Origin of the sequence: Neorhizobium sp. NCHU2750, assembly GCF_003597675.1 — a bacterium.
In the GTDB taxonomy this organism is placed as follows: domain Bacteria; phylum Pseudomonadota; class Alphaproteobacteria; order Rhizobiales; family Rhizobiaceae; genus Neorhizobium.
Map to the genome: position 1 here is coordinate 1,965,979 of NZ_CP030827.1, position 26,709 is coordinate 1,992,687.

Sequence of the window (26,709 nt, forward strand, 5' to 3'; positions counted from 1 at the left end):
TTCACGCGAAGACCAGTTGGTATTCGGAACGAAGCGTGCAACAGCCATGAAGCAGATCCTCTCCATCCAGTCCCATGTTGCCTACGGTTATGTCGGTAATCGCGCCGCAACGCTGCCGCTGCAGCGCCTCGGCCATGAGGTCACCGTCATCAACACGGTGCAGTTTTCCAACCATACCGGTTATCTGAAATGGACCGGCGAGGTATTTTCCGCCGCCCATATCGAGAGCATTCTCGACGGGCTCGAAAGCCTCGGGGCGCTGGAAAAGATGGATGCGCTTTTGACCGGTTATCTCGGTGACCCGGCGATCGGCGATATCATCTTGCAACTTCTCGACCGGCTGCCGAAGCATATCCGCTGGCTCTGCGATCCGGTCATGGGCGATGTCGGCCGCGGCTTCTTCGTTCGTCCCGGCATTCCCGATTATTTCCGCCAGAAGGCGCTGGCCCGCGCTTCGATCATCACGCCGAACCAGTTCGAGCTCGAATATCTCGCCGGCCGCCAGATCCTGACGCTGGATGATGCCGTCAAGGCCTGTCGGATGATCCACGAGACGGGACCGGAGATCGTGCTCCTGACCTCGCTGATCCATGACGGCACCCGCGACGACGAGATCCAGATGCTGGCCTCGTCGAAATCCGGCGAACAGTTTCTCGCGACGACGCCCCGCCTACCGCTCGATCCCGCCCCGAACGGTGCCGGCGACTGCACCTCGGCGCTGTTCCTCGGCCATATCCTGTCGGGGGCGACGCTCGACGAGGCGCTGTCGAAAACCGCCTCCAGCATTTTCGCGCTGTTCGAAAAGACGCGCCAGGCCGGGCGCCGCGAGCTTCACATGATCGCCGCACAGGATGATTTCGCCCATCCTGCGCCGCTTTCCGTCACACGACTCTAGCGCCCCTCGAACAGGCTGGTGACGGCGGCGATCAGCGCCGCCGCCTCATAGGGCTTGCGCACGATCGGCGCAGAGAGATGCGGCGGGATGATCGACCGGTCGCTATAGCCGGTGGCGAAGACGAAGGGCACGTTGCGGCGCGCCAGTTCCTCGGCGATCGGCAGCGACGTGCCGGATCCGAGGTTAACATCGAGGATAGCCACATCGGGCGAAAATCCCTTAAGCCGCCGCAGCGCTTCGGCGACCGAAGGCGCAGTCGTCACCTTCGTGATCCCGTGTTCGGCAAGCATCGCCTCGACATCTGCCGCAATCAGCATCTGGTCCTCGACCAGCAGGAATTCCATCTCGCTCAGGCTCGGCGCAGACACGCTTTCCGTGGCTTTGGCATCCGCCTCGCCAAACCGCACATCATTGGCCTCCTCGTCGGCATGCAGATGCTTCGCCGGCACGACGAAGCGGGCGCGCACGCCCGTATGCGGATACTCAACTTCCGCCTCGCCATCGAGTTCGTAAGGGATGCTGCGCCCGATCAGCACGCTGCCGAAGCCGCTGCGGCTCGGCGCCGTGGCGCGCGGGCCGCCGGTTTCGGTCCAGTCGATCTCGCAACCGCCCGAAGCCGTCACCTGCCAGCGGACATCGAGCCTGCCGCCGGGCACCGAGAGCGAACCGTATTTCGCCGCATTGGTCGACATCTCGTGCAGCACCAGCGCCATGACGGAAAAGGCGCGGCTGTCGAGCCACACCCGCGGCCCGTCGAGCACCACCGACCGCGTCCCTTCCATATAGGGCTGCAATTCGGCCTCCAGCAGATCGAGCAGAGATCCGCCGTCGCCGCCGCGCACCACCTGGTCATGGGCAAACGCCAGCGCCTGGATGCGCCCCTTCAGCGAACCGACATAGTCGCTGAGGCTGCGTCCGCTTTCGACTGGATGGCCGACCAGCGCCTTGATGATCGACAGGATGTTCTTGACCCGGTGGTTCAGTTCCTCGTTGAGCATCCGCTGGCGCACATCCGCCTTGCCGCGCTCGTCGGCCAGCATCTCGTTATGGTGAAGCACGATCTCCACCAGCACGGCACGAATGGCCTCAGCTGTCTCGCGGTCGGAATCGGTCCAGGGCTGGGCCTGCAGCCGCACCTCTTCCTTCCAGATGGCAAAGCTTTTGCGCGGCGTCAGCCGGTCGCCCATCGGCCCGGTCGTGTAGGACTTGTCCGGATTGCCGGCCCAGTCGAGCGTCTGCACCACCTCCTTGCGGAAGAAGAACAGGTAATCGCGCGGCCGCTGCGACAGCGGGATCGCCATCACCCCGCAGGCATCATCCGGCGAAATCGCCGTTTGCGGCAGGGATTGCGACAGCTGGAAAGTCGACCAGACCTTGCCGGTCGATGCATGGCCGACCGCCTCGGCAAGTTCGCCGATCAGCGTCGGAGCCGGCGTCGTTCCCTGGCTGGTCCAGGCGCCGTCGAGCCACAGGCCGACACCGTCGCAGGGCATCATCACCGAGAAATCCTCGAGCGAACTGCGCAGCAGCGCGCTGATATCCCGATGGTGCGAAGCCTCCTGCAGGAACCTGTCGAGCGAACGGCGAGCCTGCCTGGCCGTCTCGTGCAGCTCCTTCTGCCTCAGCGCCGAAAGATGCAGCGAGAAGAATTCGCCGAATGTTTCCGCCGCCACCCGCTGCGGCATGGACAGGATCTTGGGCGAATAGTGATGGCAGGCGATCAGCCCCCAGAGTTCGCCATCGAGCACGATCGAGATCGACATCGAGGCGGCGACACCCATGTTGCGCAGATATTCGCAATGGATCGGCGAAACGCTTCTCAGATGCGCATAGGAAAGATCGAGCGGCTGGTTGTCGCCATCGAGTTCGGGAACCACGGGCACCCGCTGGTAGTCGGCATCGCAGATCACCCGGATCGTGTTCTTGATATAGAGGCTGCGCGCCTGCGCCGGGATATCACCCGCCGGGAAATACTGGCCGCGAAAGCTTTCGAGATCACGACGCTTGTATTCGCTGATCACCTTGCCCGAACCGTCCTGCTCGAACCGGTAGACCATCACGCGGTCATAGCCGAGCATGGCAAACATCAGCCGCGTGGCGCTCTGCACCAGTCGGTCGAGGCTCGTGACATTGCGGATGCGGCTCACCAGCATGCGGGCGACTTCCAGCGGCTGGTCCGTATCGCCTGCCGCCGGTTCGAACTCCAGGATCACCTTGGTGTCGTTGCGATGCAGAGAGACGTCGAAGGACCTGCCCGAGGGCAGTTTCAGCCCGTGCCGCAAAGCCGGCCGCGCCGGATCGTCGGAGGTGGCAAGCGCATTGCGCAGCGTATGGGCAACTTCGCCACCCAGCACTTCCTCGAGCCGCCGGCCGAGGATATCGCCCGGCAATCCGAGCATTTCGGCCAGATTGGCGGACTGCTGCAGGATCACGCCGCCAGCACCGTCGCAGACGATCATGCAGCCGTGGGGCTGGATCGATCCGGGTATGTGAATAGGCTCGCGGTCACAGTTCGTGAGGTTGACCGCTTCAGTCTGACGCATCAATCTTTCCTTGAAGCCACTGCCTTGCCGATGGCACACAGAGCTTATTTTCCCGCCTGCCGTGCAAAGGCCCGCAAGATGTTTAAAACATGCCCGTGATAAATGGTGCGGCATTGCCAAATGGCAATTTCATATTTCTATCGCATCCAGGCGTTACCGCAAGTAATGAAGTGCCGTCTTAAGGAATCGATGCGAAGCTTGTTTTCACGACATGCGCTGGCCATATTGGGGCGAGCGAGAAACAGGAATGTGCAGTGAACCGCAGTAGCAATCGCAAAGGCAGCAGCGAACCCCGCTGGCTCGGCCCGGTCTCCCCGAACAGGGTCGCGCTGATCTCGCCGATTTCGGCCGCCCGTTGGCTTCTGATCATCGTTGCTGCCGCCGCCGTGTATTTCTTCTACGGCTTCCTTGTTCCCGTCCTTGCCGCACTCGTCATCGGCTTTGCCAGCTGGCCGCTCTATCGCCGTCTGCTCGCCCGCGTCGGCGGCAACACCACGGTCGGCGCCACGCTCGCCATCATCTTCATCGTCCTGTTCATCGTCGTGCCCGTCTCGATCGGCGCCACCTATGCGGCGCGTGAAGTGGCTGAATGGTTCCGCTGGGCGATCGACGTCAACCGCAACGGCGCCCCGCCGCCGCTCTGGATCACCGGCCTGCCCTTCGTTGGCGAATGGCTCGGCATCCAGTGGACGCGCCATATCGGTTCGCCCGGCTCGGTCGGTGAAGTGGTCCAGCTGATCAGCGGCGCCAATATCGGCGCGATCTATCACGCCATTCTCGCCGCCAGCAACAGCGCCTTCCACATCGTCCTGACGCTGCTTTTCATGCTGATCGCCCTGTTCTTCGTCTATCGCGACGGCGCCTCCTTCGCCGGCCAGATCGACCTTCTCGGCGAGCGCATCTTTCCGACCCGCTGGGAGAGAATTTCCCGCGTCGTGCCGGCCACGATCAGCTCCACGGTCACCGGCATGACGCTGATCGCCATCGGCGAGGGCATCGTGCTCGGCATCGCCTACTGGATCGCCGGCGTCCCCTCGCCCGTCACCTTCGGCGTGTTGACCGGCGTCATGGCCCTCATTCCCGGCGGAGCGCCGCTCTCCTTCACGCTGGTCTCGGCCTATCTCGTTGCCAACGGTTCCTACATTTCCGGTATCGGCCTGCTTGCCTGGGGCAGTATCGAACTCTTCATCGTCGACAAGACGCTGAGGCCGCGCCTCGTCGGCGGCCCGATCAAGCTTCCCTTCCTGCCGACCTTTTTCGGCCTGGTCGGCGGCGTCAAGACCATGGGCTTCCTCGGCCTGTTCATCGGGCCCGTGCTGATGGCGCTGATGGTATCTATCTGGCGCGAATGGATCCGCGAGATCAAGATCGCCGATATCGCCGAGCCCGAGCCGTCTGCCAGCGGCGACCCTCTGGCCGATCCGGCACCGGCCGAAGACGAGCGACCTGCCGCCCGCAAGGCCGCCAATCCCTGACAAAAACCGGTCGGCCGCCGCTCGGACACCAGCCGGCGGCTTCCGGTGATTTCCGGCCACGCCGCCGGCGCCTTCATCGGGCCATGATCTTCGCGATAAAACTCACGCGAGTGAGGCCGAAGCGGCGAACCGACCGGAGATCGACATGAACCCTGCCATCGTGGTGATGACCATTCTCGGCTGCAACGATGCCGGCACCGATTGCCATTACATCGCCACCGCCCAGGAGCGCTGGCCAAACATCGAAATGTGCAACGCCGTCTCCGAGGACCACCTGCCGGCCTATGCCAACCAGCCCTATCCGGTGCTGATCGCTGTATGCCAGGATCCGGCTGTGGCAGGCATTCCGGAAACCGCGCCTCTGCCCACCAACCGCCCGGCCAGCCCGAAGCCACCCGTTGCCGCAGACGTCAAGGCGACGGCCCAAGCACCCGCAGCGATACAGCCACCGGCAGCACCGCAAACGACGGAACAGGCCTCTGCTGCACAAGCCCTTGATTCGGAACAGGCCGACCCGGTGACGGAGGAAGAAAAGCAAAGCCTTGCAGGGCGCGCCATCCAGCGCGTCAAGACCGTGCTGCCGACCACCGAAGGCATCAAGACGCTGATGGCAAAGCCGGTCAGGCTGATGGAAGGCGGATATTCCTGGGTGGCGCGGAAATTCGACCGCTGACCATCCCCCGTGGTACCCCTTGTGCCACGAGGCTTTACGCCACGAGCGAGACGTCCAGGGCATAGGCCCGGGCATTGCGGCGCAATTCGCCGCGATGAAGAAGATCGACCATGTCGATCAGTTCGCAGACCGGCCCGCCGTCACCCCGCGCACCGTCGAACAGTTCGAGCAAGCCGAAATAGCAGGTTTCCAGACCGCCGGTCGCCGAGGCACGTCGCCACAGGAACACCGCCTCGACGAACACCGCCACGATATCCTTGCCGATCCCCGCCGCCTCGAACAACGCCCTGACCGCATGGGTGCGCCCGGTGGCGAGAATGGCTCTGACCCGCCTTTCATCGAGATGGACAAGCGAGACGATGGCGGCGGCGAAGAAGTCCACCTTGCCGCTGCAAAGCGCATGGATGAGCAGAGCCGGCGTCAGCCGCCCGGATAGTCTCAGATGCTCGACGAGCGCTGGTATCTCGCCCTGCGCAAGCGAGGCGGCGATGGCAACGACGGCCTCGTCTCCCGCCTCGCGCGTCATGATCTCGATCCGCTTGGCGCCCATTGTCTTGGTCACAAGATCGGAACCCGCGAGCGCGGAGGCCACATGCGAAACCAGCATGTGGCGGGCTTCGCAGGGAAGACCGTCACGCTCGATGAGATGACGCCGCACGGCGGGAAGATGACCGAAACGCTCGGCCATGCGGCGCAGCGAAATACGGCTGATCGAGGCCGTCTCGTTTTCGAGAAGAAGCAGGATATCGCAGCCCTCGCCGACTTCCGCGATTGCCGCAGCAGCGCTGAAGCCGAGATTGGGGCGCGATGCCACCAGCCCGCGGGTAAACGCGTCGCCGCGCCCGACAAGCTCGACCAGATCGGCATCGCGAAGAACGGGCGAACAGGTGATGACGGTGCAGGCGATTTCCGCCTGATCCTCGCAAAGCGCCATGATGACGGCGCGTGGCGCCTGAGCCGACGAGGCGAGCGCCTCGGCAAGCGCCAGCCTGACCTTCGGCGACGGATCGTCGAGCAGATAGGTCATCGCCATCAACGCGGCGCCATGTTCCTGGTCGCCGAGCTGCGACTGGACGAACGCCTTGGCAAGCGCGGTTGCCGCCCTTGCACGTTCACCAGCTCTTGCCGTCTCAGCCCAGCGTAGGAATGCCTGTATGATCACGATCTGCCCCGGAATAAGGCCGACACCTTTTCGTGCCGGACCTCTGGAATATTAGGGATCAAAGGTTAACATTGGTTCACCACGTTTATTAACCATGACATTCCCGCGTGCCGATTGTCCTTATTTTGCAGCGGTCGGCCGCTTCAACTGGAACACATCGACGCCGCCATCGGCGTAATCCATGTAACCCATGCGTGCCATCGGCCGGGCGATCTCCATGGCGATTCGCCCGTCGCGGATGATCTCCTCGCTGATATGGATGCCGACCACCTCGCCGAATACCATGAACTGCGTCCCAGCCCGGCCGGAAATCCCTTTCGGCTGGATGATCTCCGTCAGCCGGCATTCGAGCGCCGTATAGGCCTCGCCCACATAGGGCGCATCGACGAGTTCGCCCATTTTCGGCGTGAGCCCGGCAAGCGCGAATTCGTCGACGCCGTACTCCACCGGCGCCGAGGATGCATTCATCTGGTCGCCGAGATGCCGGCTGGCAAGGCTCGCGGTAAAGACCCCGGTCTCCTCGGCATTCTTCAAACTGTGCTTGCGGCCCGAAGACGAGAACATCACGATCTTCGGGTTGTCGCAGACGATGTTGAAGAAGGAATAGGGTGACAGGTTCAACGACCCGTCGCGCCCCTTGGTGCCGATCCAGCCGATCGGCCGCGGCGCAACGATCGCCTTGAAGGGATCATGCGCCATGCCATGTGCATTGCTGTCCGTTGCGTAGAACATCTCGAGGCCGCCCTTACGCGTAGGTCACGACATCGGAAAGCTGCGGACGCGGACGGTCCGGCACCGGGAAATCGCTGGAGCCGATATGGATGAAGCCCGCAACCTTCTCGCCGTCCTTGACGCCGAGTGCGGCGAGCGCCTTGTCGTCATAGGAGATCCATTCGGTCCGCCAGTTGGCGACATAGCCGCGCGCATCGCAGGCCATAAGCAGGTTGAGGCAGACCGCACCGGCGGAAAGCACCTGTTCCCATTCCGGGATCTTCACATGCGGTGCCGCCGTGCTGATCACGCCGACGACGACCGGAGCGCGGGTAAAGCGCGCCCGCTCGGCATCCTTCGCCGCATCCGCCATGTCGGGGTTTTGAGACACAGCGATCTCCAGGAACGTTTCCCCAAGCGAGACGCAGACATCGCCGCGATAGACGACCAGCCGCCAGGGCGCGAGCTTGCCGTGATCGGGCACGCGCACGGCAGACGCCAGGATCTCTTCCAGTTCGGCCGCCTCCGGCCCTGGACCCTTGATCTGGGCGACAGGCGTCGAGTGGCGTTCGCGCAGGTAGTCGATCAGCTTTACGTCATTGTTCATCTCGGAAACTTCCATTCAGTGGGACGTGCCAGAGGCGCTGGCGGGGGATGTGGTAGAATGAGGCCTTGAAAATGCCGTTACCATAGGCTTCAAGTGGCTAGTCGCAAAACAAGAGTCAACCGGTCATCGAATGTCAGGCATTTTCCTTGCTCGTCTCCTGCTTGTCGCAGAGGCGCTGTTCGTCGTGATGACGGCAGCCGCGCATGCGCAGGACGGCGACGCGTTCAAGAGCTTCAAGCAGCTCGACAGCACGACGAAGATGCCGAAGCTCAATGCCTTTTCCCCGTCCTCGATCCTGCCGCAGGGCGCGATCGCCAAGGATGTGCGCTTTGCCGCCAAGCTCACCAAGGATGGCGATGCGGTACAGGACGGCCTTGCCTGGCGCGTGTTCAGCCCGATCGCCGGCGAGGATGGCAAGCTGCCGCTGGTGGCAAGTTCGAATGGCGGCTCTGCCGATTTCCAGCTCGCACCGGGTGAGTATTTCGTCAACGTCGCCTTCGGCCGTGCCGGCGTCACCAAGAAGCTGACCGTACCGAGCGACGGCACCGTTGCCGAACAGACGCTGATCCTCGATGCCGGCGGCTTCGTGCTCAATGCCGTGGCGGGCGCCGACCAGCGCATTCCGGCCAACCAGCTGAGCTTTTCGGTCTATTCCTCCGAGGTGCGCGAAAACGGCGACCGGGCGCTCGTCATGGCCGATGTCAAGCCGAACACGATCGTCAGGCTGAGCGCCGGTACCTATCACGTCGTATCCGAATATGGCGACGTCAATGCCGTCGTGCGTGCCGATATCCAGGTGGAGGCCGGCAAGCTCACCCAGGCGGTGCTGCAGCATAAGGCGGCCCAGATCACCCTGAAACTCGTCTCGCAGCCGGGCGGCGAGGCGATCGCCGACACCGCATGGTCGGTGCTGACCGAGGCCGGCGACGTGGTCAATGAAAGCGTCAGCGCCTTTTCCACCATGGTCCTGTCCGAAGGCACCTACCTCGCCGTCGCCCGCAACAAGGACAAGGTCTACCAGCGCGAATTCACCGTCGCCGCCGGCCGCAATACCGATGTCGAGGTGCTGATGCGCAATCCGCGTAGTGTCGGCCGCCAGGCGATCATCGAATCGCAGGATTGAGCCTCTAGAGAGCTCAAGGCCGGGCCTCCCATCCGCTCAAAACCTATCCCGCCTTCCGCACCGAAAACGTGCGCCGGATCGCCGAGGGCGGCCGCCTGTAGACCTCCTGGAAAACCGCATGGAAGCGTCTCAAGCTGCCAAAGCCGCATTGAAACGCGATATCCGTCATCGACAGGTCCGTCTCCGTCAGCAAGCGCTTGGCCCGCTGCACCCGCGCCGTCTTGGCTACCTGCAGCGGGCTTGCCCCGAGATGCCGGCGGAAAAGACGGCTCAAATGCCGCCCGCCGACGCCGACTCGGGCTGCCAGCGCCTCGACCGTCGCCTCCCGCCCATCCAGCGCGCCCTCCTCGCGGATCAGCCTTGCAGCCCGTTCGACGATCGTCAGGCTGCCCTTCCAGGCCGGGCAGAACGGCGCCGTCTCCGGCCGGCAGCGAAGGCACGGCCGATAGCCGGCAAGCTCGGCTGCCGCAGCGCTTGGCATGAATTCGACATTGCGGCGATAGGGCAGCCGCACCGGGCAGACACAGCGGCAATAGATGCCGGTCGTGCGCACGGCAACGAAAAACCGGCCGTCGAATTCCGGGTCGCGTGCCAGCCACGCCTGTTCGCAGATAAAGACATCAAGGCTCATGCCGCTATTCTACACTGCGATCGGACAGCCTAGAAGGACGGAGTCCGTTTTCGGCGAGTCTGGGGCAACGGGCGGGTCTAAAGCATCCCGTACAAAAACCGTGCAGCGGTATAGTGCGACAGGCATGTGATAGCCGATGCCTCAGGACCGTCTCTCATGCATTCAATCGGGGTTACGCGATGCCAGATTCCAAGGTGATGGGCCTGTTCGACTGGGGACTGCTCCTCGTCCTCTCTGTCCTCTGGGGCGGCTCGTTCTTCTTCTCGAAATTCGCGCTGGCCGAACTGCCGCCCTTCGTCATCGTCTTTGCCCGCGTGGCGATCGCAGCCATTGCCCTGTTCGCCTATCTGCGGGCGACACGTCAGCCCATCCCGGCAGACCGCACCACCTGGGCAGCCTTTTTCGGGATGGGTCTACTCAACAACCTCATTCCCTTCAGCCTTCTGTTCTGGGGCCAGACGCAGATTGCCAGCGGCCTTGCCTCGATTCTCAACGCCACGACACCGGTCTTTTCCATCATGGTCGCGCATTGTCTGACCGCCGACGAAAGACTGACCGCCAACAAGATCGCCGGTGTTGCATTGGGCTTCGCCGGTGTCGCGGTGCTGATGGCGGGCAATGCGCTGTCGTCGCAATCCGTACCCGCGCTTGCCATGCTCGCCTGCCTGACGGCCGCCCTCTCCTATGGCTTTGCCGGCGTCTTCGGCCGCCGCTTCCGCCGCATGGGGATTGCGCCGGCCATCGGCGCCTTCGGCCAGACCGCTGCAACGACAGTGATGACGATCCCGCTGGTGTTGGTCTTCGATGCACCCTGGACGCTGCATATGCCGGGCGGCGCGACGATTGCCGCGGTGCTGGCGCTAGGCCTGTTCTCGACGGCACTCGCCTATATCATCTTCTTCCACATCCTCGCCGTCGGCGGGGCGATCAACAGCTCGCTCGTCACCCTGCTGGTCCCGGTCAGCGCCATTGTCCTGGGCAGCCTCTTCCTCGGCGAGCGCCTGGCGATCAATCATCTCGTGGGCATGGCCCTGATCTCGCTCGGCCTATTGTCGATCGACGGCCGCCTATTGCGGCTTTTCCGTGGCAAAACGATGGCTTAAGCATCGATGTCGGATATCTGAGGAAACTCGCCGCGACACGGCTCACGAGAACAAATACAATAAGTTAATCGCGCTCGCGCATTTATAAGCAGTGCGACAAATGTTTCTCAGCTTTTCTGAATTATGACCGTGATTAGGCAAGGGTCATAATTCAAGCTGGAAATCATTTATATGCTGACATCCATCATTTTCTTCTCTGCGGCGATCTCCGCAATGCCACCAGCGCCGATCGGCGACGAGTATCCTCTGTTTCGGCAGGCGACCACGGCAATCATAACCGACGCATCGGACTATGGCGGCACCAAGTCAACGATGAAGGCGAAAGTCACGCCGGCCTCGGCGAAATCATGGTGCGAGAACTGGTATCCCGGCCAGAAGCACTGCACCGAGGATGCACTGACCTCATCCGCCGGCCACGTTTACGAAGCCACTGCGAATTGCGAGACGGGTGATCTCTGGACAGAGGGAAAGCACCTGCTCTTCGACGGCCCTGAGACGACGAACCATAATTTCGAGGGCTATGTCGGCGTCAAGGATGCTGAAACCGGAAAACGTCTTGGCATGTCGGACGCCGAACGCGGCGCTGAATTCGGCAGCTTGTGGCTCAAGCTGTGCCCGATGGGATGGCCATACAAGACCGTGCCGGTCAGCCAGACATTCAAGCTCGGCCCCAATGACGACAAGTACGGCGAATCCATCGGGCACAACGGATCGCTGATGTTCAATCATCAGCGCCAGCACATCATCGTATATTCCGACCCGAAACCGTCGCTTGCCGGAACAGTTGTGGAAGACACCGTTCTCGTGCGGGGATGGGAAGTGCCGAACGAATGGTTCAGCGGCGTCGCCTATACCTATAAGAAGGGCTGCGCGCCGGCTCCCTACCTTGTCACCGGCTATTATCAGGGTGGCAATCTGACGCTGATGGGCAAGGCCCCAGTCCGCAAGGGCTGCGATGTCGTCGACTACAGCAGCAAAAGCGCAAATGCGAAGCTGGTCTTCGATCTTGCCGAATAACTGATCTCCCAAACTTGTATATGACAGACGGGGAAAGACCGAATGAAGGATGTTATCTTCGAGACCGGCACGATCGTTGAGGTCGGTGAAAGCCGCTCCTACGGCGGCACGCGATTCTACACGCATATCGAATTGCAGCGCGCAGATGGCTCAAAAGCCCGTCTCGACGACGTCGCGGTGTCACTGATTGTCACGCCGAAGCTTTTGACCAAAGCCGTGGAGTTGAACCTCGCCGACGCTCCTGTCGCAACGATCGCATTCGTCAACCAGAAAGGGCAGATGCTGGACAAGCCGCTCATCATGGGTGGCCAGTCGAACGGCCGTTTTTTCCGAAATCTGGTTCTTGGCTATGCCAGCGAGAATGGCTACGGCATCGAACGCGGAGTTTCCAAGCCGCTTCTGTTGTTCTCCAAGATCGCCACGGTTGTTCTGGCTTTTCTCTGCCTTTACATCCTTGTGGCCGGCTGGTGGCTGATCGCGCTGATCCTGCCGGTGCTCGGCTTGCTCATCGCGGCCGTTTCCTGGCGTCAGCTTGCCGGCTTCCAGAAAACCTTCGGCGTCATACAAAGCAAGTTCATCGAACTCGGATATATCGACCGCACCACGACCGTATATTCCTGAGGAAGTTTCGTCCGAATTTCCGACCGCCGGCCATGCTCATGAGCCGGCGGCATCAAAGGTGCCATCCTCCAAAAAGCAGGCAAATATTCATGCCGCCTGGCGGCGTTCCTGGAATTTCTGGAGCCGCGAGCGGCGCACCGGCCGCAGCGAAAAGACGGCGTGGTGAAGGGCAGACAACAGGTCCTTGCGCTCCCTGCGCTCCGACATGTCTTCCCAGGTCATCATCTGCCCCACATGGGCGCGGATCGTTGAGCCGGAAAGCCGCTTGAACTCGCGGATCAACAAGGACAGGCGCAGCGTCAGCGACAGCTTGCTGGCAATATGGAAGAGCGGACCGTTCTGTCCCTCGAAATAGATCGGCACGACATCGGCCCGGGCCGACTGCACTAGCTTTGCCGGAAAGATCTTCCACGGCAGGTCTTCCGCACGGCCGAACCCCTTGGTCGCGGTGGCAACGCCGCCGGCCGGGAAGATGATGATCGTCACGCCTTCGTTGAGCAGCCTCAGCGCCTCGTGGCGGGTCTTCATGTTGATCGCCAACGCGTCCTTCGTCTCCTCGAAGGAGACGGGCAGCGAATAGGGGGCGATCTCCGGCACCTTCAGGAGTTCGTCATTGATCAGCACCCGGAACGGCCGGCCGAGCTGCTCGGCCATGGCAAGCACCGCGATCCCGTCGCCGATGCCGAACGGATGATTGGCGACGATGACGAGCGGACGCCCTTCCGCAACGCGCGGCAGCCACTCGCCCTTGATGTCGAGTTCGACATCGATCAGGTCGAGCATCTTGCCGAACACGCGATCGGTCTTGCCGACGATATCGGCGCGCCAAATGTCATAGAGGCGGGCATAGCGGTCGCGGCCGGAAAGGCCTTCGATCGAGCGGATGAACCAGCGTTTCAGCTTGGGGTCCCGCTCGTTGGCATAGGAAAGTTCCTTGAAGCGCATCTCGTCTCCGCGGAAATCCCGCCGTTTATCATCGCCCGATAATATTTCAGATCCCGAGAATATTTCAGATCGATGTCAGTTTTCTGACAGCGCCCGTGCATGACGGGCGCTGTCACCGATTGGAGATGGGCTCAGGCCGCCGCTCAGGCAGCCTTGATGCGGGCGGCCTTGCGACGCTTGACGTCGGGAGGCGTTGCCTCGTCGGTGAGCGATGTGATCGCCTCGTCGAGCGACATTGCCGTCTGCGCCTGCGAGCCGAGGCGGCGGATATTGACCGAGCGCTGTTCGGCTTCCTGACGGCCGCAGACGATGATCACCGGCACCTTGGCAACCGAATGCTCGCGGACCTTGTAGTTGATCTTCTCGTTGCGGAAGTCGGTCTCGACATTGAGGCCCGCCTCGCGCAGCTGCTCGGCAACCTCGCGGCCGTAATCGTCGGCATCCGAGGTGATCGTTGCGACGACGACCTGCGTCGGCGCAAACCACAGCGGCATGTGGCCGGCGAAGTTTTCGATCAGGATGCCGAGGAACCGTTCCATCGAGCCGCAGATGGCGCGATGGATCATTACCGGCTGGGTCTTTTCCGAATTGGCGTCGATATAGAAGGCGCCGAACCGTTCCGGCAGGTTGAAGTCGACCTGCGTTGTGCCGCACTGCCATTCGCGGCCGATGGCGTCCTTCAGCGTATATTCGAATTTCGGACCGTAGAACGCGCCTTCGCCCGGCAGGATACCCGTCTTGATGCGGCCGCCCGACTGTTCCTCGATCATCTTCAATACGCCCATCATCACGTTCTCGGCGCGATCCCAAAGCGCATCGGAACCGACGCGCTTTTCCGGACGGGTCGACAGCTTGACGACGACTTCATGGAAGCCGAAATCCTCGTAGACCGACAGGATCAGTTCGTTGATCCTGAGGCATTCCGCCGCCAGCTGATCGTCGGTGCAGAACACATGCGCGTCGTCCTGCGTGAAGCCGCGCACGCGCATCAGCCCATGCAGCGCACCGGATGCCTCGTAGCGATGCACGAGACCGAATTCGGCAAGGCGGATCGGCAGTTCGCGGTAGGACTTCAACCCATGCTTGAAGATCTGCACGTGCCCCGGGCAGTTCATCGGCTTCAGCGCGAAAACACGGTTATCCGCTTCCTCGTCCTTCGGGTGAGTGAAGGCGTAGGCGGATTTTACCGCGAACATATTCTCCTGGTACCAGCCCCAGTGACCGGAGGTCTCCCAGAGCGAGGCATCCAGCACCTGCGGTGCGTTGACCTCTTCATAGGTGCCGGCCAGACGGCGGCGCATATAGGCCGTCAGCGTCTGGAACATCCGCCAGCCCTTGCCGTGCCAGAACACCACGCCCGGACCTTCTTCCTGGAAATGGAAGAGATCCATCTCGCGGCCGAGCTTGCGGTGGTCGCGCTTTTCGGCTTCGGCGAGAATGTGGAGATACTGGTCGAGCTCTTCCTGGGTGGCCCAGGCCGTGCCGTAGATGCGCGTCAGCATCGGCTTGGTCGAATCGCCACGCCAGTATGCGCCGGCAACCTTCATCAGCTTGAAGGCCGTGCCGATCTGGCCCGTCGAGGCCATATGCGGACCGCGGCAGAGGTCGAACCAGCCGCCCTGATTGTAGATCTTCAGGTCCTGGCCTTCCGGGATCATGTCGACCAGCTCGACCTTGTAGGCCTCGCCCTTGTCGGCAAACACGTCCTTGGCTTTCTGGCGCGACCAGATTTCCTTGGTGAAGGCGGCGTTCTTCTGAATGATCTCCTTCATCTTCTTTTCGATCTTCGGCAGATCGTCAGGCGTGAAGGGCCAGTCTTCCCTCGTGTCCGGATGGACGCGCTTGAAGTCGTAGTAGAAGCCGTTTTCGATGACCGGGCCGATCGTCACCTGCGTGCCGGGCCACAGGTCCTGCACGGCCTCGGCCATGACATGGGCGGCATCGTGGCGGATCAGTTCGAGCGCGCGCGGATCGGTGCGGGTGACGATCTCGATCCGACCATCGGTAACGGGATCGGAGAGATCGCGCAGCTCGCCATCGAGCGCGATTGCCACGGCCTTCTTGGCCAGCGACTTGGAAATGGATTCGGCAACGGCAAGGCCGGTCGTTCCCACGTCGAACGCGCGGACGGAGCCATCGGGAAATGTAAGGGAAACGGACATCTGAATTCTCCTGTCCAGTCCCGCCAACGAATGCGGGTGGTCAAAAAAGGGCTGCAGGACTTTTGCCGGCAGCAACGAACGCCGGGGTGATAGTCAAAAAATGCGACGGAGTAAAGGTTTTCAGCCGCTCCGGTGGCGCATCCAGTAGCGCCACGGCGTCCACCAATGCTGGCGCGCCGACAACGTTTCCGGCACCGGATCGAGCCCGCCGGTACCGCCTGGCCCGCAGCGGGCGACGCGAAACAGCGTCAGGAAGCCTCCCGGCCAGATCCCGTGCCGGGCGATCGCCTCATAACCATATTCCGAACAGGTCGGGATATGCCGGCAGGAATTGCCGATGAAACCGGAAAGCGTCAGCTGGTAGAGACGAATGAAGCCCATGCCGACAAGCCGTCCGGGTGTCTTGCGGAACGGGCCACGCCAGTTGCGGGAAAAACGGGACGGCGGCTCGCGATCATCGCCGCTGGAGGGTGAGCAGAACGGGCACATCACCCGGCAGCAGCCTTCGCCGCGCCCGCCTCGATCTGGTCGATCGCATCGACCACCGCATCGAAGGTCAGCATGGTCGAGGCATGCCGCGCCTTGTAGTCCTTGACTGGCTTCAGGTAGCGCATCTCCTCGAAGCGGCCGGAAGGCCCCTCGCCGCCTTCCTTCAGCATTGCGAGCATGTCGGCTCGCGCCTGGCGAAGTTCCGCCGCCGTCGCACCCACGACATGCCGCGCCATGATCGACGACGACGCCTGGCCGAGTGCGCACGCCCTCACCTCGTGGGAAAAACCCGCCACCGTGTCGCCGTCCATCTTCAGATAGACTTTCACCTTCGAGCCACAGAGCTTGGAATGTTTCTCCGAGCTTGCATCGGCATCCTCTATCCTGCCGGCCAGCGCAATATTGCCGGCAAATTCCAGGATCCTGCTGTTATAGATATCGTCCATATCGATTGACCCATTGCCTGCCGATCCTCAGTCCCGATCCACCGGCCCGATCCACCGCGATGTTCCCGCGGGGATGATCCATTGAACGCATCGTCGCGTATCGTGATCTATCGGAAGCGGTTCGGAACCCTTATATGTGGTGTCGTAACCCGGCGATCAATAAAGCAGCTTTTTGCGAAATTCGATCGTCAGGGAAACAGAATGCCTTGTCAAAAGCGGCGCCAACCCTCAGATAACGGCACAAAGGCAGGCTTGCAGGCATTTTCCCGACAGGGATATGCCGGATGGCGGCCGAAACGAATGCCAGAACGAACCAAAGCATGTCGGGTGCGGCCTTGAACCGCATCGGGAGACAATAGATGGATGCGATTGTGAAGAATTTTCCGGCCTCGAGCCAGGAACAGGGCCAGAAGTCGGCACGCCCGAGCCAACAGGAGGCCGAAGAGGCCGTTCGCGTTCTGCTCCGCTGGGCAGGCGACGATCCGGCCCGCGAAGGCCTGCTCGATACGCCCTCGCGCGTTGCCAAGGCCTATGGTGAACTGTTTGCAGGCTACGACCAGTCCCCCGAAGACGTGCTGGGACGCACGTTTGAGGAAATGTCGGGCTTCGACGACATCGTGCTGGTGCGCGAAATCCCGTTCTTCTCGCATTGCGAACACCACATGCTGCCGATCAAGGGCATGGCGACGGTCGCCTATCTGCCGAACGGCCCGGTTCTCGGCCTGTCGAAGATCGCCCGTGTCGTCGAAATCTTCGGCCGCCGGCTGCAGACGCAGGAAAACCTGACGGCGCAGATAGCCAATGCGATCCAGAACACGCTGAAGCCGCGCGGCGTCGCCGTGCTGATCGAGGCCGAGCACATGTGCATGGAAATGCGCGGCGTGCAGAAGCAGGGCTCGCGCACGCTGACCACAACCTTCACCGGCGAATTCAAGACGAACGCCACCGAACAGGCGCGCTTCTTCACCCTCGCCCGCAACCGGTAAGCCTCCATCATGAGTGCCGAGATGTTTCCAGCTCCCTCCTCCGACAAGTCGGTACTCGAGGGGGCAGGCCCCTTCACGCCGCGCTTCGACGCCAATGGCCTGATCACCGCCGTCGTCACCGATATTCGCGACGGCGAGATCCTGATGCTCGCCCATATGAATGCCGAGGCGCTAAAGCTGACGGTCGAAACCGGTATCGCGCATTACTACAGCCGCTCGCGCTCGACGCTCTGGAAAAAGGGCGAGACCTCGGGAAATCTGCAGACCGTGCATGAAATCATGACCGATTGTGATCAGGACGCGATCCTGCTCAAGGTCTCCGTAGCAGGCCATGACGCCGCCTGCCACACCGGTCGGCGCTCCTGTTTCTATCGGGCGGTAACAAAAAATGACAAGGGTATTGTCCTTGAAATCAAGGATGATGCGCGTCATTTTGATCCCGAAGCCGTCTATTCCAGCAAAGAGAAATAGCGGGGCCAGCGCCTCGTTCCGATACAGCTCCCGCCAGAGTAAACGCTTTCGAAACCATCCGATGCGCTAATTGCCGATCACACTGTAGTCGGTCGTGGAGTTGTCGAACGATGCTGAACTGGAGTTGGAACCGTCACGACCGTCAGGCCGCGTCACAGGAAAGCGGCCTTGCGCGTGTCGGTGAGCCGACGCCACCCGTCGCCATCGCCCCGCCCCGCAAGGCAAAACTCGCGCTTGCGCTGGGTGGCGGCGCCGCCCGCGGCTGGGCCCATATCGGCGTTCTTCGGGCCTTGGACGAAGCCGGCATCGAAGTCGGCATGATCGCCGGCACCTCGATCGGCGCCCTTGTCGGCGGCTGCTATCTTTCCGGCAAGCTCGACGAACTGGAAGCCTTTGCAAGGTCACTGACCATGCGCCGCATCGCAGCGCTTCTCGACCTCACCATCGGCGGCGGCGGCCTGCTCGGCGGCATGCGGCTGACCAAGCGCATGCAGGAACATCTCGAAGGCATGACCATCGAGGATCTCGACCGGCCTTTCGTGGCGGTGGCGACCGAGCTTCTGACCGGTCATGAAATCTGGATATCGAGCGGCTCGCTGATCACCGGCCTTCGCGCATCCTATGCGCTGCCCGGCATTTTTGAACCGGTCAAATGCAACAACCGCACGCTGGTCGATGGTGCGCTGGTCAACCCGGTACCGACCTCCGTCTGCCGCGCCTACGAGCAGCCGCTCGTCGTCGCCGTCAACCTCAACTACGACATTTTCGGCCGCTCGGCGGTCGTCAAGCACAATGCCAGCGTCCAGACCGTCGACGAGGTCATCCGCGAAAAATCGGACGACACCAAGGTCAGCGTCACCGGCACGATGGTGCAGGCCTTCAACATCATCCAGGAGCGGATCTCGCGCGCAAGGCTCGCCGGCGACCCGCCGGATCTGGCGCTGCATCCGCGCCTCAGCGATATCGGCCTGTCGGAATTCCATCGCGCTGGCGAGGCGATCGAGCGCGGCTACGAGGAAACCATGGCGCAGATCGCCGCCTTGAAGCGCATGCAGGAAGTGTTCGCCCGCTGAACCGGGCGAAGCATCGATCCTGCCTGAAATCGCGTCTTGGCACGGTCAGCTGGCGATATAGGCCTTCATCTGCTCGGCCTCGTGCTCGACCTCGCGCATGCGGGCCTTGACCACGTCACCGATCGAAATGATCCCGGCAAGCTTGCCGTCGGTCTCCACCGGCACGTGGCGGAAACGGCCGGCGGTCATCATCTCCATGACCTCTTCGACCGTCTGGTCTTCGCGACAGCGCGTCACGCCGGTCGTCATCATCGATTGCACCGGCTTATCCAGCGCTGCCACGCCATGGGTGGCGATCGTCTTGACCAGATCGCGCTCGGTAAAGATCCCGGCGATCCGCCCCTCCAGCCCGGTCACCACCACGGCACCGATCTTCCTGTCATGCAGTACCGACGCAACCTCCAGGAGCTTTCGGTCGGGCTCGACGGTCTGAACGCCGCGCCCCTTGGCTTCAAGCATCATCTTCACGGTAGTCGACATGCCATCTCCTTACCTATCCACATGGCCAATCAACGTGCGGAAACCCTCCTCCTCCGAAGGCTCCTCACTCCTTCATACATCTGGAATTGTAGATCGGCGCGGACGCGAGTTCAAGCGTCGCCGGCTACACGCTGCGGTAGCGAATGGGGTCGAAAAAGCCGAACAGCAGGAAGCCGAACAGGAAGCCGCCGATATGGGCATCCCAGGCGATCTCACCCGCATCGCTGCCGATCAGCGGCAGGCCGACAGCGACAAGGATGTTTCCGACGAACCACATGGCGGTGAACATGACGACGGTGCGGTTTGAAAAGGCGCCGATGATCGACTGCCGAGGATACAGATGGCCATGGGTGCGGTCGTAGCCTCCACCATCGGGAAAGGCGAACCGGCAGGCGGCTCCCATCAGCGCCGACACGACGCCGGAGGCGCCGATCAGCAATGTTTCCTGCTCCCAGTGAAGCGCGGCATGAAAAAACGCTGCCGCGGCAGCCGAAAGGATCCAGAAGACGATATAACGCCAGGCACCGATCCGCCGCACCACCGGCGTGCCGAAGGCGGCAAGCCACAGGCCGTTGAAGGCGATATGTTCGACGCTGCCATGCAGGAAAGAATAGGTAACCGGCGTCCAGAGCCATTCCAGCCCCTGATCGGAGAGCGGAAAGGCATAACGCACCGGCGTAAACGCAAGCGTGACAATGAACGCATCGCGCGCATCGTCACCCAGCACATATTCCTGCACCACATAGATGACGATCAGAAATGCCAATGTGAGCAGCAGGATCGTCGGCATATTGAAGGCCGGTTGGCGTTCACGCTGGCGCGGAGGCAAATGCGTCTCGTTTTCGGGCGTCGCGCCGTCGTCTGGGACCATGTCGGGCCGCTCGTCCATGGCCATTCCTTCCTTTTCTAAAGGAGCAAGCCATACAGGAGCGATACCGGCTTGAAAAGAAGCCACGCAGCCTTGGAGTTGCGCCTGAACAGCCTTCTCGCCCATCGCAGGCTCACCGCCCATCGCACCATTCCACCACCGTTGCGAGCCGTGCCAGGCAGCCGGCAATGCCAACTGGCATGGTTTTCGCTCCGTCATTGGCAAAGGCAGGATTCGATGGGGTGAGCTGGTTCATTATCGAACAGGACAAGGTGCATGCGCAACACGGCAGTTCAAGAGATCTTTAACTATTGGAATGACTTACGGGGCAGCAGGCCGACGCCGCTGCGCTCGGAGATCGATCCCGTCGCGCTGCGCCGTTTTCTGCCAAACCTGTTCATCGTCAGCGCCGCCGAGCCGGACGATCCGGTTTTCGCGCTGGCAGGAACCCGCATATGTGAAATCTTCGACCGCGAACTGCGCGGCTGCAATTTCAACACCATCTGGCAGGGCGAAGACGACGAACGGCCGGTCGCAGTGCTTAACAACGTCCTCTTCTATGAGCGGCCGGCGCTCCTCGACATCCATACCGCAGCCGATGGCGAGGACTACCCTCACGACCTCCTGCTCATGCCCGTCCGCTCCTATGGACAGCGCAGCGACCGGGTTCTGGGCGCCCTCCTGCCGCAGCAGACAGCCATTCCGCCGCTAGCCCTTCCGATTGCCGGTCTTTCGCTGGAAAGCTGGGGCTTCGTCCAGCCCGACGGCACGCGGCCGACGGTCAGCAGCGATGCGGACGTCTCCACCTCTGTACCGGTCACCTTCTTTCGGCGGCTGGTCGGCGCGCGCCAGGCCCAACCCGGACGCTAACCTTCGGCTGCGGACAACCATCTGTTAACTGGCGAATGTTATCTCTTGGCTGACAATCCAGGCCAGAGTCACGACATCGATGTTTTCCTTCCAGCCGGCACAGACCCAATCGACGCAAGCGATCGCGGCCCAGCGTTCGTTCCAGCGCGTCACGGTCAACGTCGAAGGACGACTGATGCTGGCCAGCCACGAGGAATATCCCTGCACGGTGATCGACATGTCGCCCGGCGACGTCAGTTTCACCTGCGCTGGTCAGCCGCGCGTCGGCGAACGCGTGATTGCCTATATCGACCACCTCGGCCGCCTCGAAGGCACCGTGCTCAATCTGTCCAAGGACGGATTCGTGATGTCGATCAACGCCACCGAGCGCAAGCGCGAAAAGCTCGCCGCCCAGCTGACCTGGATCGCCAACAAGCATGAACTCGGCCTGCCGGAAGACCGGCGCCATGACCGCCTGACGCCGCGCAACACGTTGACCGAGCTGACGCTTGAGGACGGCACGATCTACTCCTGCCGCGTCATGGACCTTTCGCTCTCCGGCGCCGCTGTCGATATCGACATCCGCCCGGCCATCGGCACGCCGGTCCGCCTCGGCAATATGCGCGGCCGCGTCGTGCGCCACTTCATGGAAGGCGTGGCGATCGAGTTCACCTCGGTCCAGTCGCGCGAAGCCCTCACCGCATTCCTCTAGAATCGGCTCGGCCTAAGATAGGCCGCAGCATCCTGCCCGCGGCAATCGCCACCGGCATGGCAGCCCCCGTCGATGCCGACCGGCATGTCTGGCAACCTCCCCACATCGATCCAGGCCGCTCCTCCACCAACAGACCGCACCGTTTGGCAATAGCCCGATGGCGACAACCGGCTCCCGGAACTGGCCAGCTCTGCTGGGTTAAATTTTCCTGAACGGAACCCAGCCCTCCCTCACGCATCTCCCTGATGATCGTCGGCCGGAAGGCCAGAAACACCGCGGCCCAACCTGGGATTCGTCCGAAAATCGTCCACGTCAGAAAAAAATGTGCCTTTTCGGGATTTTTTTCGCACCCGTTTTGGAGCCTGTCGGGACCTCTTTCGATCCCATTTAAAACCAGTCTTGGCACCGAAGGGGCTACCGCACCGACCACCCGGGCAGCAGATAGACGCGCCCGCAGCGCCGGGCCGGTCGTCCGAATGCCAGACGTTTCAGGCACTTGCGCCGCGAATAATCGGATTTGTCTCGAATTTTAATCGAATTATCCGCGAATTTTATCTGCATTTTCGTCAAATACGCAGCGTGTTTTATGCGCATTTTCGTCAATCTCGATTAGAATAAGCGATTGATTTTACGCCGCTATTTTGCAGTCGATCAAAGGCTGTCTGGCACTGTCCCCTCAACGAACGGGGTGACAGAAAATGATGCTTCCGAAAAGACTTGCACAGGTACTCATGACCGCCGCCATCGCCATTGCCGCAGCGGCTCCATCTCTTGCCGCTCCGGCTGGTGCGATGCGGATTATCGGCAAGGCAAGCCAGCCGATCGGCCATTACGAGTTCTGCCAGACCTATGTCAGCGAATGTCAGCCGCTGCCGGGCGGCGACAAAGGCCCACTCTCCTTGACGGAAGACAAGTGGCGCGCACTGCTCGATGTCAATTACACGGTCAACACGACGATCACGCCGATGACCGACATGGAGCTTTACGGCGTCGAGGAGCGCTGGGCCTACCCGACCACCGCCGGAGACTGCGAGGATTTTGTCCTCCTGAAGCGCAAGATGCTGATGCAGAAGGGCTTTGACGCCTCCGACCTGCTGATCACCGTCGTCCTGCAGCCGAGCGGCGAAGGCCACGCGGTGCTGACCGTGCGCACCGATCGCGGCGACTATATCCTCGACAACATGCGCAACAAGGTCCTGCTCTGGACCGACACCGAATACACCTACCTGAAGCGCCAGGATGCGGCTGATCCCGGCCGCTGGGTCAAACTTCAGGACGGCCGCGCCGTCGCTGTCGGCAGCGTCAGCCAATAAATCTCCCCGAACGACCCCGACCCCGCCAAAAGGCGGGGTTCTGCTTTACACAAAATTAACCCTGCCCGCGCGACACTTTCGGGCAGAGGCGATTGGATCCCGTATCCCTGTTCCGGTCCCGCATAACACCATCCGGACACGGGGCCACGTCATGACACGCCGCGAATCTGCGCCGCCGCAGCAAGAGCTGCCGCTGATCTCCGAACGCTTCCTGCTGCGCGTCACACTCGTGACGATCCTGCTTGTGGCAGCCACGCTGGCAATTGCCATCGGCGGACGCTGGCTCGGTCAGCGCATGGCGCTCGGCGGCCATACGGAAAGCGCGCAGGTTTTCCCCGTCACCATTGGTGAAGACACGCTCGGGCTTGCGGCCAACACGATTCGCTTCGAGGAACAGCGCCACGCCGGAACGACCGAAAGGGTCGACCTCTATCTGACATGGCCGGGCATGGAGGGCTACAGCCATGCGCTGCGCGACAGTTTCGACAATCTCGACCGCCCCGACCTCCTGCTGTTCCTGCAGATATCCCAGAGCACTATGTCGAAAGACATGTCCGGCCGCCTGCAGCCGATCTATCAGCAGCTGTTCGATGGCGCGCCGGAACCCTACGATTACGGACTGACGCTCCATCACCTGCGCGACAGCAGCGGCTACGGCCAGGAAGTGCTGCTGACGGCACCGCACCCTGGCGAGCCCGATTACGTGGTTCGCTGCCTTCTCCCCGCAACCGGCGAAAAGCCGACCAGCGGCGACTGCCAGCGCGACATCCATGTCGGGCGTGACCTCACCGTTCTCTACCGATTCTCCTCCAGCCTGCTGAAGGACTGGAATCACATTGATGCCGCAGTTAGCGGTTTTGTGAACGCGCGTCTGAATGCCGCTGACGGCCAATCCGCCCAGAAAGACGACTAAAATGCCCCATTTCCGGGAAGGCTGCCGTTCATCATAAACCTCTTGGTAACGCTGTTCTCCTAGATTGTATGCCAGCGATCCGGGGCGGGGGCACGCCTGGATCAATTGAGAAAAATGACCAAATCAATGAGTGCGGCAGTGTTCAAAACGATGTTCTCCGCGTCCTTCCCCAAGGCCGCAGCGAAGACCCAGGGGAAACGCCTGGGATGTCTCCTTGCAATTGCGTTGTCTCTGACCGCGCTGGCGCCGGCTGCGCACGCTGATCCGAAATACGCGGGCATCGTCGTCGATGCCAAGACCGGCAAGGTTCTTTATGGCGAAGATCCCGACGGCCTGCGTTACCCGGCATCGCTGACCAAAATGATGACTTTGTACCTGACGTTCGAGGCGCTTGAAGCCCATCGCTTCACGCTCGATACTTTGGTTCCCGTTTCCGCCCATGCCGCCGGCCAGGCTCCGACCAAGCTCGGCGTTCGTCCGGGCGGCAAGGTCACCGTCGACCAGGCGATCCGCGCCATCGTCACGCGCTCTGCCAACGACATGGCAACCGCGCTCGGCGAGATGGTGGCCGGCGGATCGGAAGATCGCTTCGCCCAGATCATGACCGCCAAGGCCCGTGCACTCGGCATGACCCGCACCAATTATCGCAACGCCAACGGCCTGCCCAACACTGCGGCAATGACCACGGCCCGCGACCAGGCGCGCCTCGGCATCGCCCTGCGCCAGCACTTCCCGCAATATTACGGTTATTTCAGCATCCGGTCCTTCACCTTCGGCCGACAGGTGATCGGCAACCACAACCGCCTCGTCGGCACGGTTGCGGGCGTCGATGGCATCAAGACGGGCTATACTCGCGCGGCCGGCAGCAACCTTGCAACCTCTGCCCAGCTCGACGGTCGCTCGATCGTCGCTGTCATTCTTGGTGGCCGCTCCAGCGCTGCCCGTGACGCTCAGATGCGCAAGCTCGTTGCCGAATATCTGCCCAAGGCTTCGCGTGGCGGCACCTCGAACCTGATATCCCAGGCCGCGCCCGCCGCACCGGCAATGCCCGTACCGCGCACGCCCGCTGTCGCCGCCGTGTCGTCCGAGGGCCGCCAGGCATCTGCCTTCGACCTGCCGAACAGCGGCCCGCTGCCGGATACCCGTTACGACCGCCAGCCGAAGCCCCCGATGGAAGTCGCCGCCGCCTATACCGGCGAAAGCGCCCAGAGCCGCTCCGCATCCGAGGCTCTGGCCGCTGCTGCACCCGAACCGCAGACTCGCCGCGAAGGCGCCGCGATGAAGCGGGATCTGGCCGAGGAGAATGTCGACGACGTGACGACGGCCTCCACCCGCGCCAGCTCCAGAGCAAGTTCCAGCGCCCAGGCCATGTCCGGCTGGGTCATTCAGATCGGCGTCTCTCCGAGCGAGAAGATGGCCCTCGATCTCCTGCAGAATGCGCAGGATAAAGGCGGCAAGGTATTGCGTTCCGCCAAACCCTTTACGGTCGCCTTCAACAGCAATGGCGGCCAGATCTATCGCGCCCGATTCGGTGGCTTCGACGACCAGAAGACTGCGGTCGATGCCTGCACCGTGTTGAAGCGTAAGGGCGTAAGCTGCTGGGCCTCGGCCCAGTGAGGAAAGAGGCTTGAGACAAGCCTTTTCCCTCGCAAACCGCGCCGCAAGTCGGCGGCGCGGAGAAATCTCGAATTGTAATGCGTAAGCGGGGTTTCCGATGGGAATGAATGAAAACAGTGCCAATCTCGGAACGGCCCAATCGTCCAGGGCCAAGGGTGTGGCACTCAATCCGCTCCATGAAGCGGCAATGCGGCTGGCAGGCCTTGGTCTGAGCCGATCGAAGGAAAAGACGCGGGATCTCGTCTCGCTGCTATTGAGCCACGGCGCCCGCGCCTGGCGCCAGTCGCAGCCTGAAACGGGCATCCACCTGCATGTGTCGGCACATTCGGGCCGTTGGCCTGTGCATATGAAACTGCCGGTAAAAGAAACCGTCTGATCTAAAGCAGACCGAGGTCTGAAAGTTCGCGGCGCAGATCCTCCGGTAGCGCCGCGACATCGTCGCCCAGCGCGCCGAGATCGCGCGGTGCCTCTTCATCCTTGAGGTAACGCCAGCCCTGAAACGGCCGCTTCGGTTGCGAGGCGGTCTCGATCACTTCCGGCCCGAGCACCAGTTCGCATCTCTGGATGCCGTCTGCGCCGGTAAAGGTTCTGAGATCGATGAGCTTCTGCCGCGCCGAAACCTGTCCCTTGATCACCCAGTAGAGCGATCCGCCGTCGAGCAGTTCCTCGACACGCTTCGGCACCATGCGTGTCGTATGGACGCTGTGCGGCTCAAGCCCGGCCGCCATGGCGGTCAGCGCCCTCTCCGATACCCAGTCGCGAAGATCCTGAATACTGTCGGCGCCGACGCAAAGCTTGATGAGATGTAAGGCCATGTCTGGCTT

Annotated in this window: 28 protein-coding genes; 16 read left to right on the forward strand and 12 right to left on the reverse strand. The window is 62.0% G+C overall.

The window, feature by feature from the left end:
* The first annotated feature begins 46 nt into the window (after positions 1-46).
* Complete coding sequence (pdxY, locus tag NCHU2750_RS09610; protein WP_119943168.1) at positions 47-895, forward strand: pyridoxal kinase PdxY; 849 nt, start codon at positions 47-49, stop codon at positions 893-895.
* On the opposite strand, the gene NCHU2750_RS09615 is transcribed toward pdxY, so the two are convergent.
* The gene (locus tag NCHU2750_RS09615) at positions 892-3,438 is read right to left on the reverse strand and encodes an HWE histidine kinase domain-containing protein (protein ID WP_119940232.1); all 2,547 of its coding nucleotides are present in this window, start codon (positions 3,436-3,438) and stop codon (positions 892-894) included. The two genes, pdxY and NCHU2750_RS09615, sit on opposite strands and share 4 nt — an antisense overlap.
* Positions 3,439-3,692: 254 nt before the next feature.
* Here NCHU2750_RS09615 and NCHU2750_RS09620 point away from each other — a divergent pair, with 254 nt between their 5' ends.
* The gene (locus tag NCHU2750_RS09620; protein WP_119940233.1) at positions 3,693-4,913 is read left to right on the forward strand and encodes an AI-2E family transporter; all 1,221 of its coding nucleotides are present in this window, start codon (positions 3,693-3,695) and stop codon (positions 4,911-4,913) included.
* Positions 4,914-5,058: 145 nt separating this feature from the next.
* The gene (locus NCHU2750_RS09625; RefSeq protein ID WP_119940234.1) at positions 5,059-5,586 is read left to right on the forward strand and encodes a hypothetical protein; all 528 of its coding nucleotides are present in this window, start codon (positions 5,059-5,061) and stop codon (positions 5,584-5,586) included.
* A gap of 34 nt (positions 5,587-5,620) precedes the next feature.
* Here the strand turns inward: NCHU2750_RS09625 and NCHU2750_RS09630 are convergent, their stop codons facing one another.
* From NCHU2750_RS09630 to NCHU2750_RS09640, 3 genes are all read right to left on the reverse strand, one after another.
* Positions 5,621-6,763, reverse strand: coding sequence for a DUF2336 domain-containing protein (locus NCHU2750_RS09630; protein WP_205583898.1), 1,143 nt, complete (start codon positions 6,761-6,763; stop codon positions 5,621-5,623).
* 105 nt (positions 6,764-6,868) lie between these two features.
* Positions 6,869-7,480: a flavin reductase family protein gene (locus NCHU2750_RS09635; protein ID WP_119940236.1), complete on the reverse strand. Its 612-nt coding sequence runs from the start codon at positions 7,478-7,480 to the stop codon at positions 6,869-6,871.
* Between the two features lie 13 nt (positions 7,481-7,493).
* Complete coding sequence (locus tag NCHU2750_RS09640) at positions 7,494-8,066, reverse strand: nitroreductase family protein (RefSeq protein WP_119940237.1); 573 nt, start codon at positions 8,064-8,066, stop codon at positions 7,494-7,496.
* A gap of 130 nt (positions 8,067-8,196) precedes the next feature.
* Here NCHU2750_RS09640 and NCHU2750_RS09645 point away from each other — a divergent pair, with 130 nt between their 5' ends.
* Entirely contained in the window at positions 8,197-9,189 is a 993-nt protein-coding gene (locus NCHU2750_RS09645) for an RgsD C-terminal domain-containing protein (RefSeq protein WP_119940238.1), read from the forward strand.
* A 43-nt stretch (positions 9,190-9,232) separates the two neighbouring features.
* On the opposite strand, the gene NCHU2750_RS09650 is transcribed toward NCHU2750_RS09645, so the two are convergent.
* Entirely contained in the window at positions 9,233-9,820 is a 588-nt protein-coding gene (locus NCHU2750_RS09650) for a bifunctional transcriptional activator/DNA repair enzyme AdaA (protein ID WP_119940239.1), read from the reverse strand.
* Between the two features lie 179 nt (positions 9,821-9,999).
* Here NCHU2750_RS09650 and NCHU2750_RS09655 point away from each other — a divergent pair, with 179 nt between their 5' ends.
* The 3 genes from NCHU2750_RS09655 (at position 10,000) to NCHU2750_RS09665 (ending at position 12,561) form a co-directional block, all read left to right on the forward strand.
* Complete coding sequence (locus tag NCHU2750_RS09655; RefSeq protein ID WP_205583886.1) at positions 10,000-10,923, forward strand: DMT family transporter; 924 nt, start codon at positions 10,000-10,002, stop codon at positions 10,921-10,923.
* A 171-nt stretch (positions 10,924-11,094) separates the two neighbouring features.
* Entirely contained in the window at positions 11,095-11,940 is an 846-nt protein-coding gene (locus tag NCHU2750_RS09660) for a hypothetical protein (protein ID WP_119940240.1), read from the forward strand.
* Positions 11,941-11,982: 42 nt separating this feature from the next.
* The gene (locus tag NCHU2750_RS09665) at positions 11,983-12,561 is read left to right on the forward strand and encodes a hypothetical protein (RefSeq protein ID WP_119940241.1); all 579 of its coding nucleotides are present in this window, start codon (positions 11,983-11,985) and stop codon (positions 12,559-12,561) included.
* Positions 12,562-12,648: 87 nt separating this feature from the next.
* Here the strand turns inward: NCHU2750_RS09665 and NCHU2750_RS09670 are convergent, their stop codons facing one another.
* The 4 genes from NCHU2750_RS09670 to NCHU2750_RS09685 form a co-directional block, all read right to left on the reverse strand.
* The gene (locus NCHU2750_RS09670) at positions 12,649-13,506 is read right to left on the reverse strand and encodes a lysophospholipid acyltransferase family protein (protein ID WP_119940242.1); all 858 of its coding nucleotides are present in this window, start codon (positions 13,504-13,506) and stop codon (positions 12,649-12,651) included.
* 143 nt (positions 13,507-13,649) lie between these two features.
* On the reverse strand, positions 13,650-15,668 hold the full coding sequence (gene thrS, locus NCHU2750_RS09675; RefSeq protein ID WP_502703834.1) for a threonine--tRNA ligase: 2,019 nt from the start codon (positions 15,666-15,668) through the stop codon (positions 13,650-13,652).
* A gap of 120 nt (positions 15,669-15,788) precedes the next feature.
* Positions 15,789-16,157: a membrane protein insertion efficiency factor YidD gene (gene yidD, locus NCHU2750_RS09680; RefSeq protein ID WP_119940243.1), complete on the reverse strand. Its 369-nt coding sequence runs from the start codon at positions 16,155-16,157 to the stop codon at positions 15,789-15,791.
* Positions 16,157-16,603: an iron-sulfur cluster assembly scaffold protein gene (locus NCHU2750_RS09685; RefSeq protein ID WP_119940244.1), complete on the reverse strand. Its 447-nt coding sequence runs from the start codon at positions 16,601-16,603 to the stop codon at positions 16,157-16,159. Before NCHU2750_RS09685 ends, yidD begins: the two co-directional genes overlap by 1 nt.
* 359 nt (positions 16,604-16,962) lie before the next feature.
* Between NCHU2750_RS09685 and folE the strand changes: the two genes are divergently transcribed.
* The 3 genes from folE (at position 16,963) to NCHU2750_RS09705 (ending at position 19,133) form a co-directional block, all read left to right on the forward strand.
* Complete coding sequence (gene folE / locus NCHU2750_RS09695; RefSeq protein ID WP_119940246.1) at positions 16,963-17,589, forward strand: GTP cyclohydrolase I FolE; 627 nt, start codon at positions 16,963-16,965, stop codon at positions 17,587-17,589.
* A 9-nt stretch (positions 17,590-17,598) separates the two neighbouring features.
* A complete protein-coding gene (gene hisI, locus NCHU2750_RS09700; protein WP_119940247.1) occupies positions 17,599-18,060 on the forward strand; it encodes a phosphoribosyl-AMP cyclohydrolase in 462 nt (153 codons plus the stop codon).
* A 110-nt stretch (positions 18,061-18,170) separates the two neighbouring features.
* Complete coding sequence (locus NCHU2750_RS09705) at positions 18,171-19,133, forward strand: patatin-like phospholipase family protein (RefSeq protein ID WP_119940248.1); 963 nt, start codon at positions 18,171-18,173, stop codon at positions 19,131-19,133.
* Positions 19,134-19,178: 45 nt separating this feature from the next.
* Here the strand turns inward: NCHU2750_RS09705 and NCHU2750_RS09710 are convergent, their stop codons facing one another.
* Entirely contained in the window at positions 19,179-19,613 is a 435-nt protein-coding gene (locus NCHU2750_RS09710; protein WP_119940249.1) for a CBS domain-containing protein, read from the reverse strand.
* Between the two features lie 124 nt (positions 19,614-19,737).
* A complete protein-coding gene (locus NCHU2750_RS09715) occupies positions 19,738-20,502 on the reverse strand; it encodes a rhomboid family intramembrane serine protease (RefSeq protein ID WP_245480376.1) in 765 nt (254 codons plus the stop codon).
* A 255-nt stretch (positions 20,503-20,757) separates the two neighbouring features.
* Between NCHU2750_RS09715 and NCHU2750_RS09720 the strand changes: the two genes are divergently transcribed.
* From NCHU2750_RS09720 to NCHU2750_RS09745, 6 genes are all read left to right on the forward strand, one after another.
* Entirely contained in the window at positions 20,758-21,351 is a 594-nt protein-coding gene (locus tag NCHU2750_RS09720) for a PAS domain-containing protein (RefSeq protein WP_119940250.1), read from the forward strand.
* 79 nt (positions 21,352-21,430) lie between these two features.
* Positions 21,431-22,042 (forward strand): PilZ domain-containing protein, encoded by a 612-nt coding sequence (locus tag NCHU2750_RS09725; protein ID WP_119940251.1) that lies wholly within the window; start codon positions 21,431-21,433, stop codon positions 22,040-22,042.
* Positions 22,043-22,773: 731 nt separating this feature from the next.
* Entirely contained in the window at positions 22,774-23,355 is a 582-nt protein-coding gene (locus NCHU2750_RS09730; RefSeq protein ID WP_245480394.1) for a transglutaminase-like cysteine peptidase, read from the forward strand.
* A gap of 151 nt (positions 23,356-23,506) precedes the next feature.
* Positions 23,507-24,268 (forward strand): hypothetical protein, encoded by a 762-nt coding sequence (locus NCHU2750_RS09735; RefSeq protein ID WP_119940253.1) that lies wholly within the window; start codon positions 23,507-23,509, stop codon positions 24,266-24,268.
* A gap of 114 nt (positions 24,269-24,382) precedes the next feature.
* Positions 24,383-25,885 (forward strand): SPOR domain-containing protein, encoded by a 1,503-nt coding sequence (locus tag NCHU2750_RS09740; RefSeq protein WP_502703835.1) that lies wholly within the window; start codon positions 24,383-24,385, stop codon positions 25,883-25,885.
* A 97-nt stretch (positions 25,886-25,982) separates the two neighbouring features.
* Positions 25,983-26,261 (forward strand): hypothetical protein, encoded by a 279-nt coding sequence (locus tag NCHU2750_RS09745; protein ID WP_119940254.1) that lies wholly within the window; start codon positions 25,983-25,985, stop codon positions 26,259-26,261.
* A 1-nt stretch (position 26,262) separates the two neighbouring features.
* Here NCHU2750_RS09745 and NCHU2750_RS09750 read toward each other — a convergent pair whose 3' ends face one another.
* Positions 26,263-26,700, reverse strand: a complete 438-nt coding sequence (locus NCHU2750_RS09750; RefSeq protein ID WP_119940255.1) for a DUF1489 family protein — start codon at positions 26,698-26,700, stop codon at positions 26,263-26,265.
* Between the last annotated feature and the right edge of the window lie 9 nt (positions 26,701-26,709).

Excerpts from the sequence above, each read along its gene's own strand:
- NCHU2750_RS09735 (WP_119940253.1), top strand. The coding sequence starts at position 23,507 with ATGACACGCCGCGAATCTGCGCCGCCGCAGCAAGAGCTGCCGCTGATC.
- NCHU2750_RS09615 (WP_119940232.1), bottom strand. The coding sequence starts at position 3,438 with ATGCGTCAGACTGAAGCGGTCAACCTCACGAACTGTGACCGCGAGCCT.
- folE (WP_119940246.1), top strand. The coding sequence starts at position 16,963 with ATGGATGCGATTGTGAAGAATTTTCCGGCCTCGAGCCAGGAACAGGGC.
- NCHU2750_RS09745 (WP_119940254.1), top strand. The coding sequence starts at position 25,983 with ATGGGAATGAATGAAAACAGTGCCAATCTCGGAACGGCCCAATCGTCC.
- NCHU2750_RS09730 (WP_245480394.1), top strand. The coding sequence starts at position 22,774 with ATGACCGCCGCCATCGCCATTGCCGCAGCGGCTCCATCTCTTGCCGCT.
- pdxY (WP_119943168.1), top strand. The coding sequence starts at position 47 with ATGAAGCAGATCCTCTCCATCCAGTCCCATGTTGCCTACGGTTATGTC.
- NCHU2750_RS09660 (WP_119940240.1), top strand. The coding sequence starts at position 11,095 with ATGCTGACATCCATCATTTTCTTCTCTGCGGCGATCTCCGCAATGCCA.
- NCHU2750_RS09685 (WP_119940244.1), bottom strand. The coding sequence starts at position 16,603 with ATGGACGATATCTATAACAGCAGGATCCTGGAATTTGCCGGCAATATT.
- NCHU2750_RS09710 (WP_119940249.1), bottom strand. The coding sequence starts at position 19,613 with ATGTCGACTACCGTGAAGATGATGCTTGAAGCCAAGGGGCGCGGCGTT.
- NCHU2750_RS09740 (WP_502703835.1), top strand. The coding sequence starts at position 24,383 with ATGACCAAATCAATGAGTGCGGCAGTGTTCAAAACGATGTTCTCCGCG.
- NCHU2750_RS09705 (WP_119940248.1), top strand. The coding sequence starts at position 18,171 with ATGCTGAACTGGAGTTGGAACCGTCACGACCGTCAGGCCGCGTCACAG.
- NCHU2750_RS09750 (WP_119940255.1), bottom strand. The coding sequence starts at position 26,700 with ATGGCCTTACATCTCATCAAGCTTTGCGTCGGCGCCGACAGTATTCAG.
- hisI (WP_119940247.1), top strand. The coding sequence starts at position 17,599 with ATGAGTGCCGAGATGTTTCCAGCTCCCTCCTCCGACAAGTCGGTACTC.
- NCHU2750_RS09635 (WP_119940236.1), bottom strand. The coding sequence starts at position 7,480 with ATGTTCTACGCAACGGACAGCAATGCACATGGCATGGCGCATGATCCC.
- NCHU2750_RS09725 (WP_119940251.1), top strand. The coding sequence starts at position 21,431 with ATGTTTTCCTTCCAGCCGGCACAGACCCAATCGACGCAAGCGATCGCG.
- NCHU2750_RS09625 (WP_119940234.1), top strand. The coding sequence starts at position 5,059 with ATGAACCCTGCCATCGTGGTGATGACCATTCTCGGCTGCAACGATGCC.
- NCHU2750_RS09720 (WP_119940250.1), top strand. The coding sequence starts at position 20,758 with ATGCGCAACACGGCAGTTCAAGAGATCTTTAACTATTGGAATGACTTA.
- NCHU2750_RS09645 (WP_119940238.1), top strand. The coding sequence starts at position 8,197 with ATGTCAGGCATTTTCCTTGCTCGTCTCCTGCTTGTCGCAGAGGCGCTG.
- NCHU2750_RS09715 (WP_245480376.1), bottom strand. The coding sequence starts at position 20,502 with ATGGACGAGCGGCCCGACATGGTCCCAGACGACGGCGCGACGCCCGAA.
- NCHU2750_RS09665 (WP_119940241.1), top strand. The coding sequence starts at position 11,983 with ATGAAGGATGTTATCTTCGAGACCGGCACGATCGTTGAGGTCGGTGAA.
- NCHU2750_RS09640 (WP_119940237.1), bottom strand. The coding sequence starts at position 8,066 with ATGAACAATGACGTAAAGCTGATCGACTACCTGCGCGAACGCCACTCG.
- yidD (WP_119940243.1), bottom strand. The coding sequence starts at position 16,157 with ATGTGCCCGTTCTGCTCACCCTCCAGCGGCGATGATCGCGAGCCGCCG.
- NCHU2750_RS09650 (WP_119940239.1), bottom strand. The coding sequence starts at position 9,820 with ATGAGCCTTGATGTCTTTATCTGCGAACAGGCGTGGCTGGCACGCGAC.
- NCHU2750_RS09670 (WP_119940242.1), bottom strand. The coding sequence starts at position 13,506 with ATGCGCTTCAAGGAACTTTCCTATGCCAACGAGCGGGACCCCAAGCTG.
- thrS (WP_502703834.1), bottom strand. The coding sequence starts at position 15,668 with ATGTCCGTTTCCCTTACATTTCCCGATGGCTCCGTCCGCGCGTTCGAC.
- NCHU2750_RS09655 (WP_205583886.1), top strand. The coding sequence starts at position 10,000 with ATGCCAGATTCCAAGGTGATGGGCCTGTTCGACTGGGGACTGCTCCTC.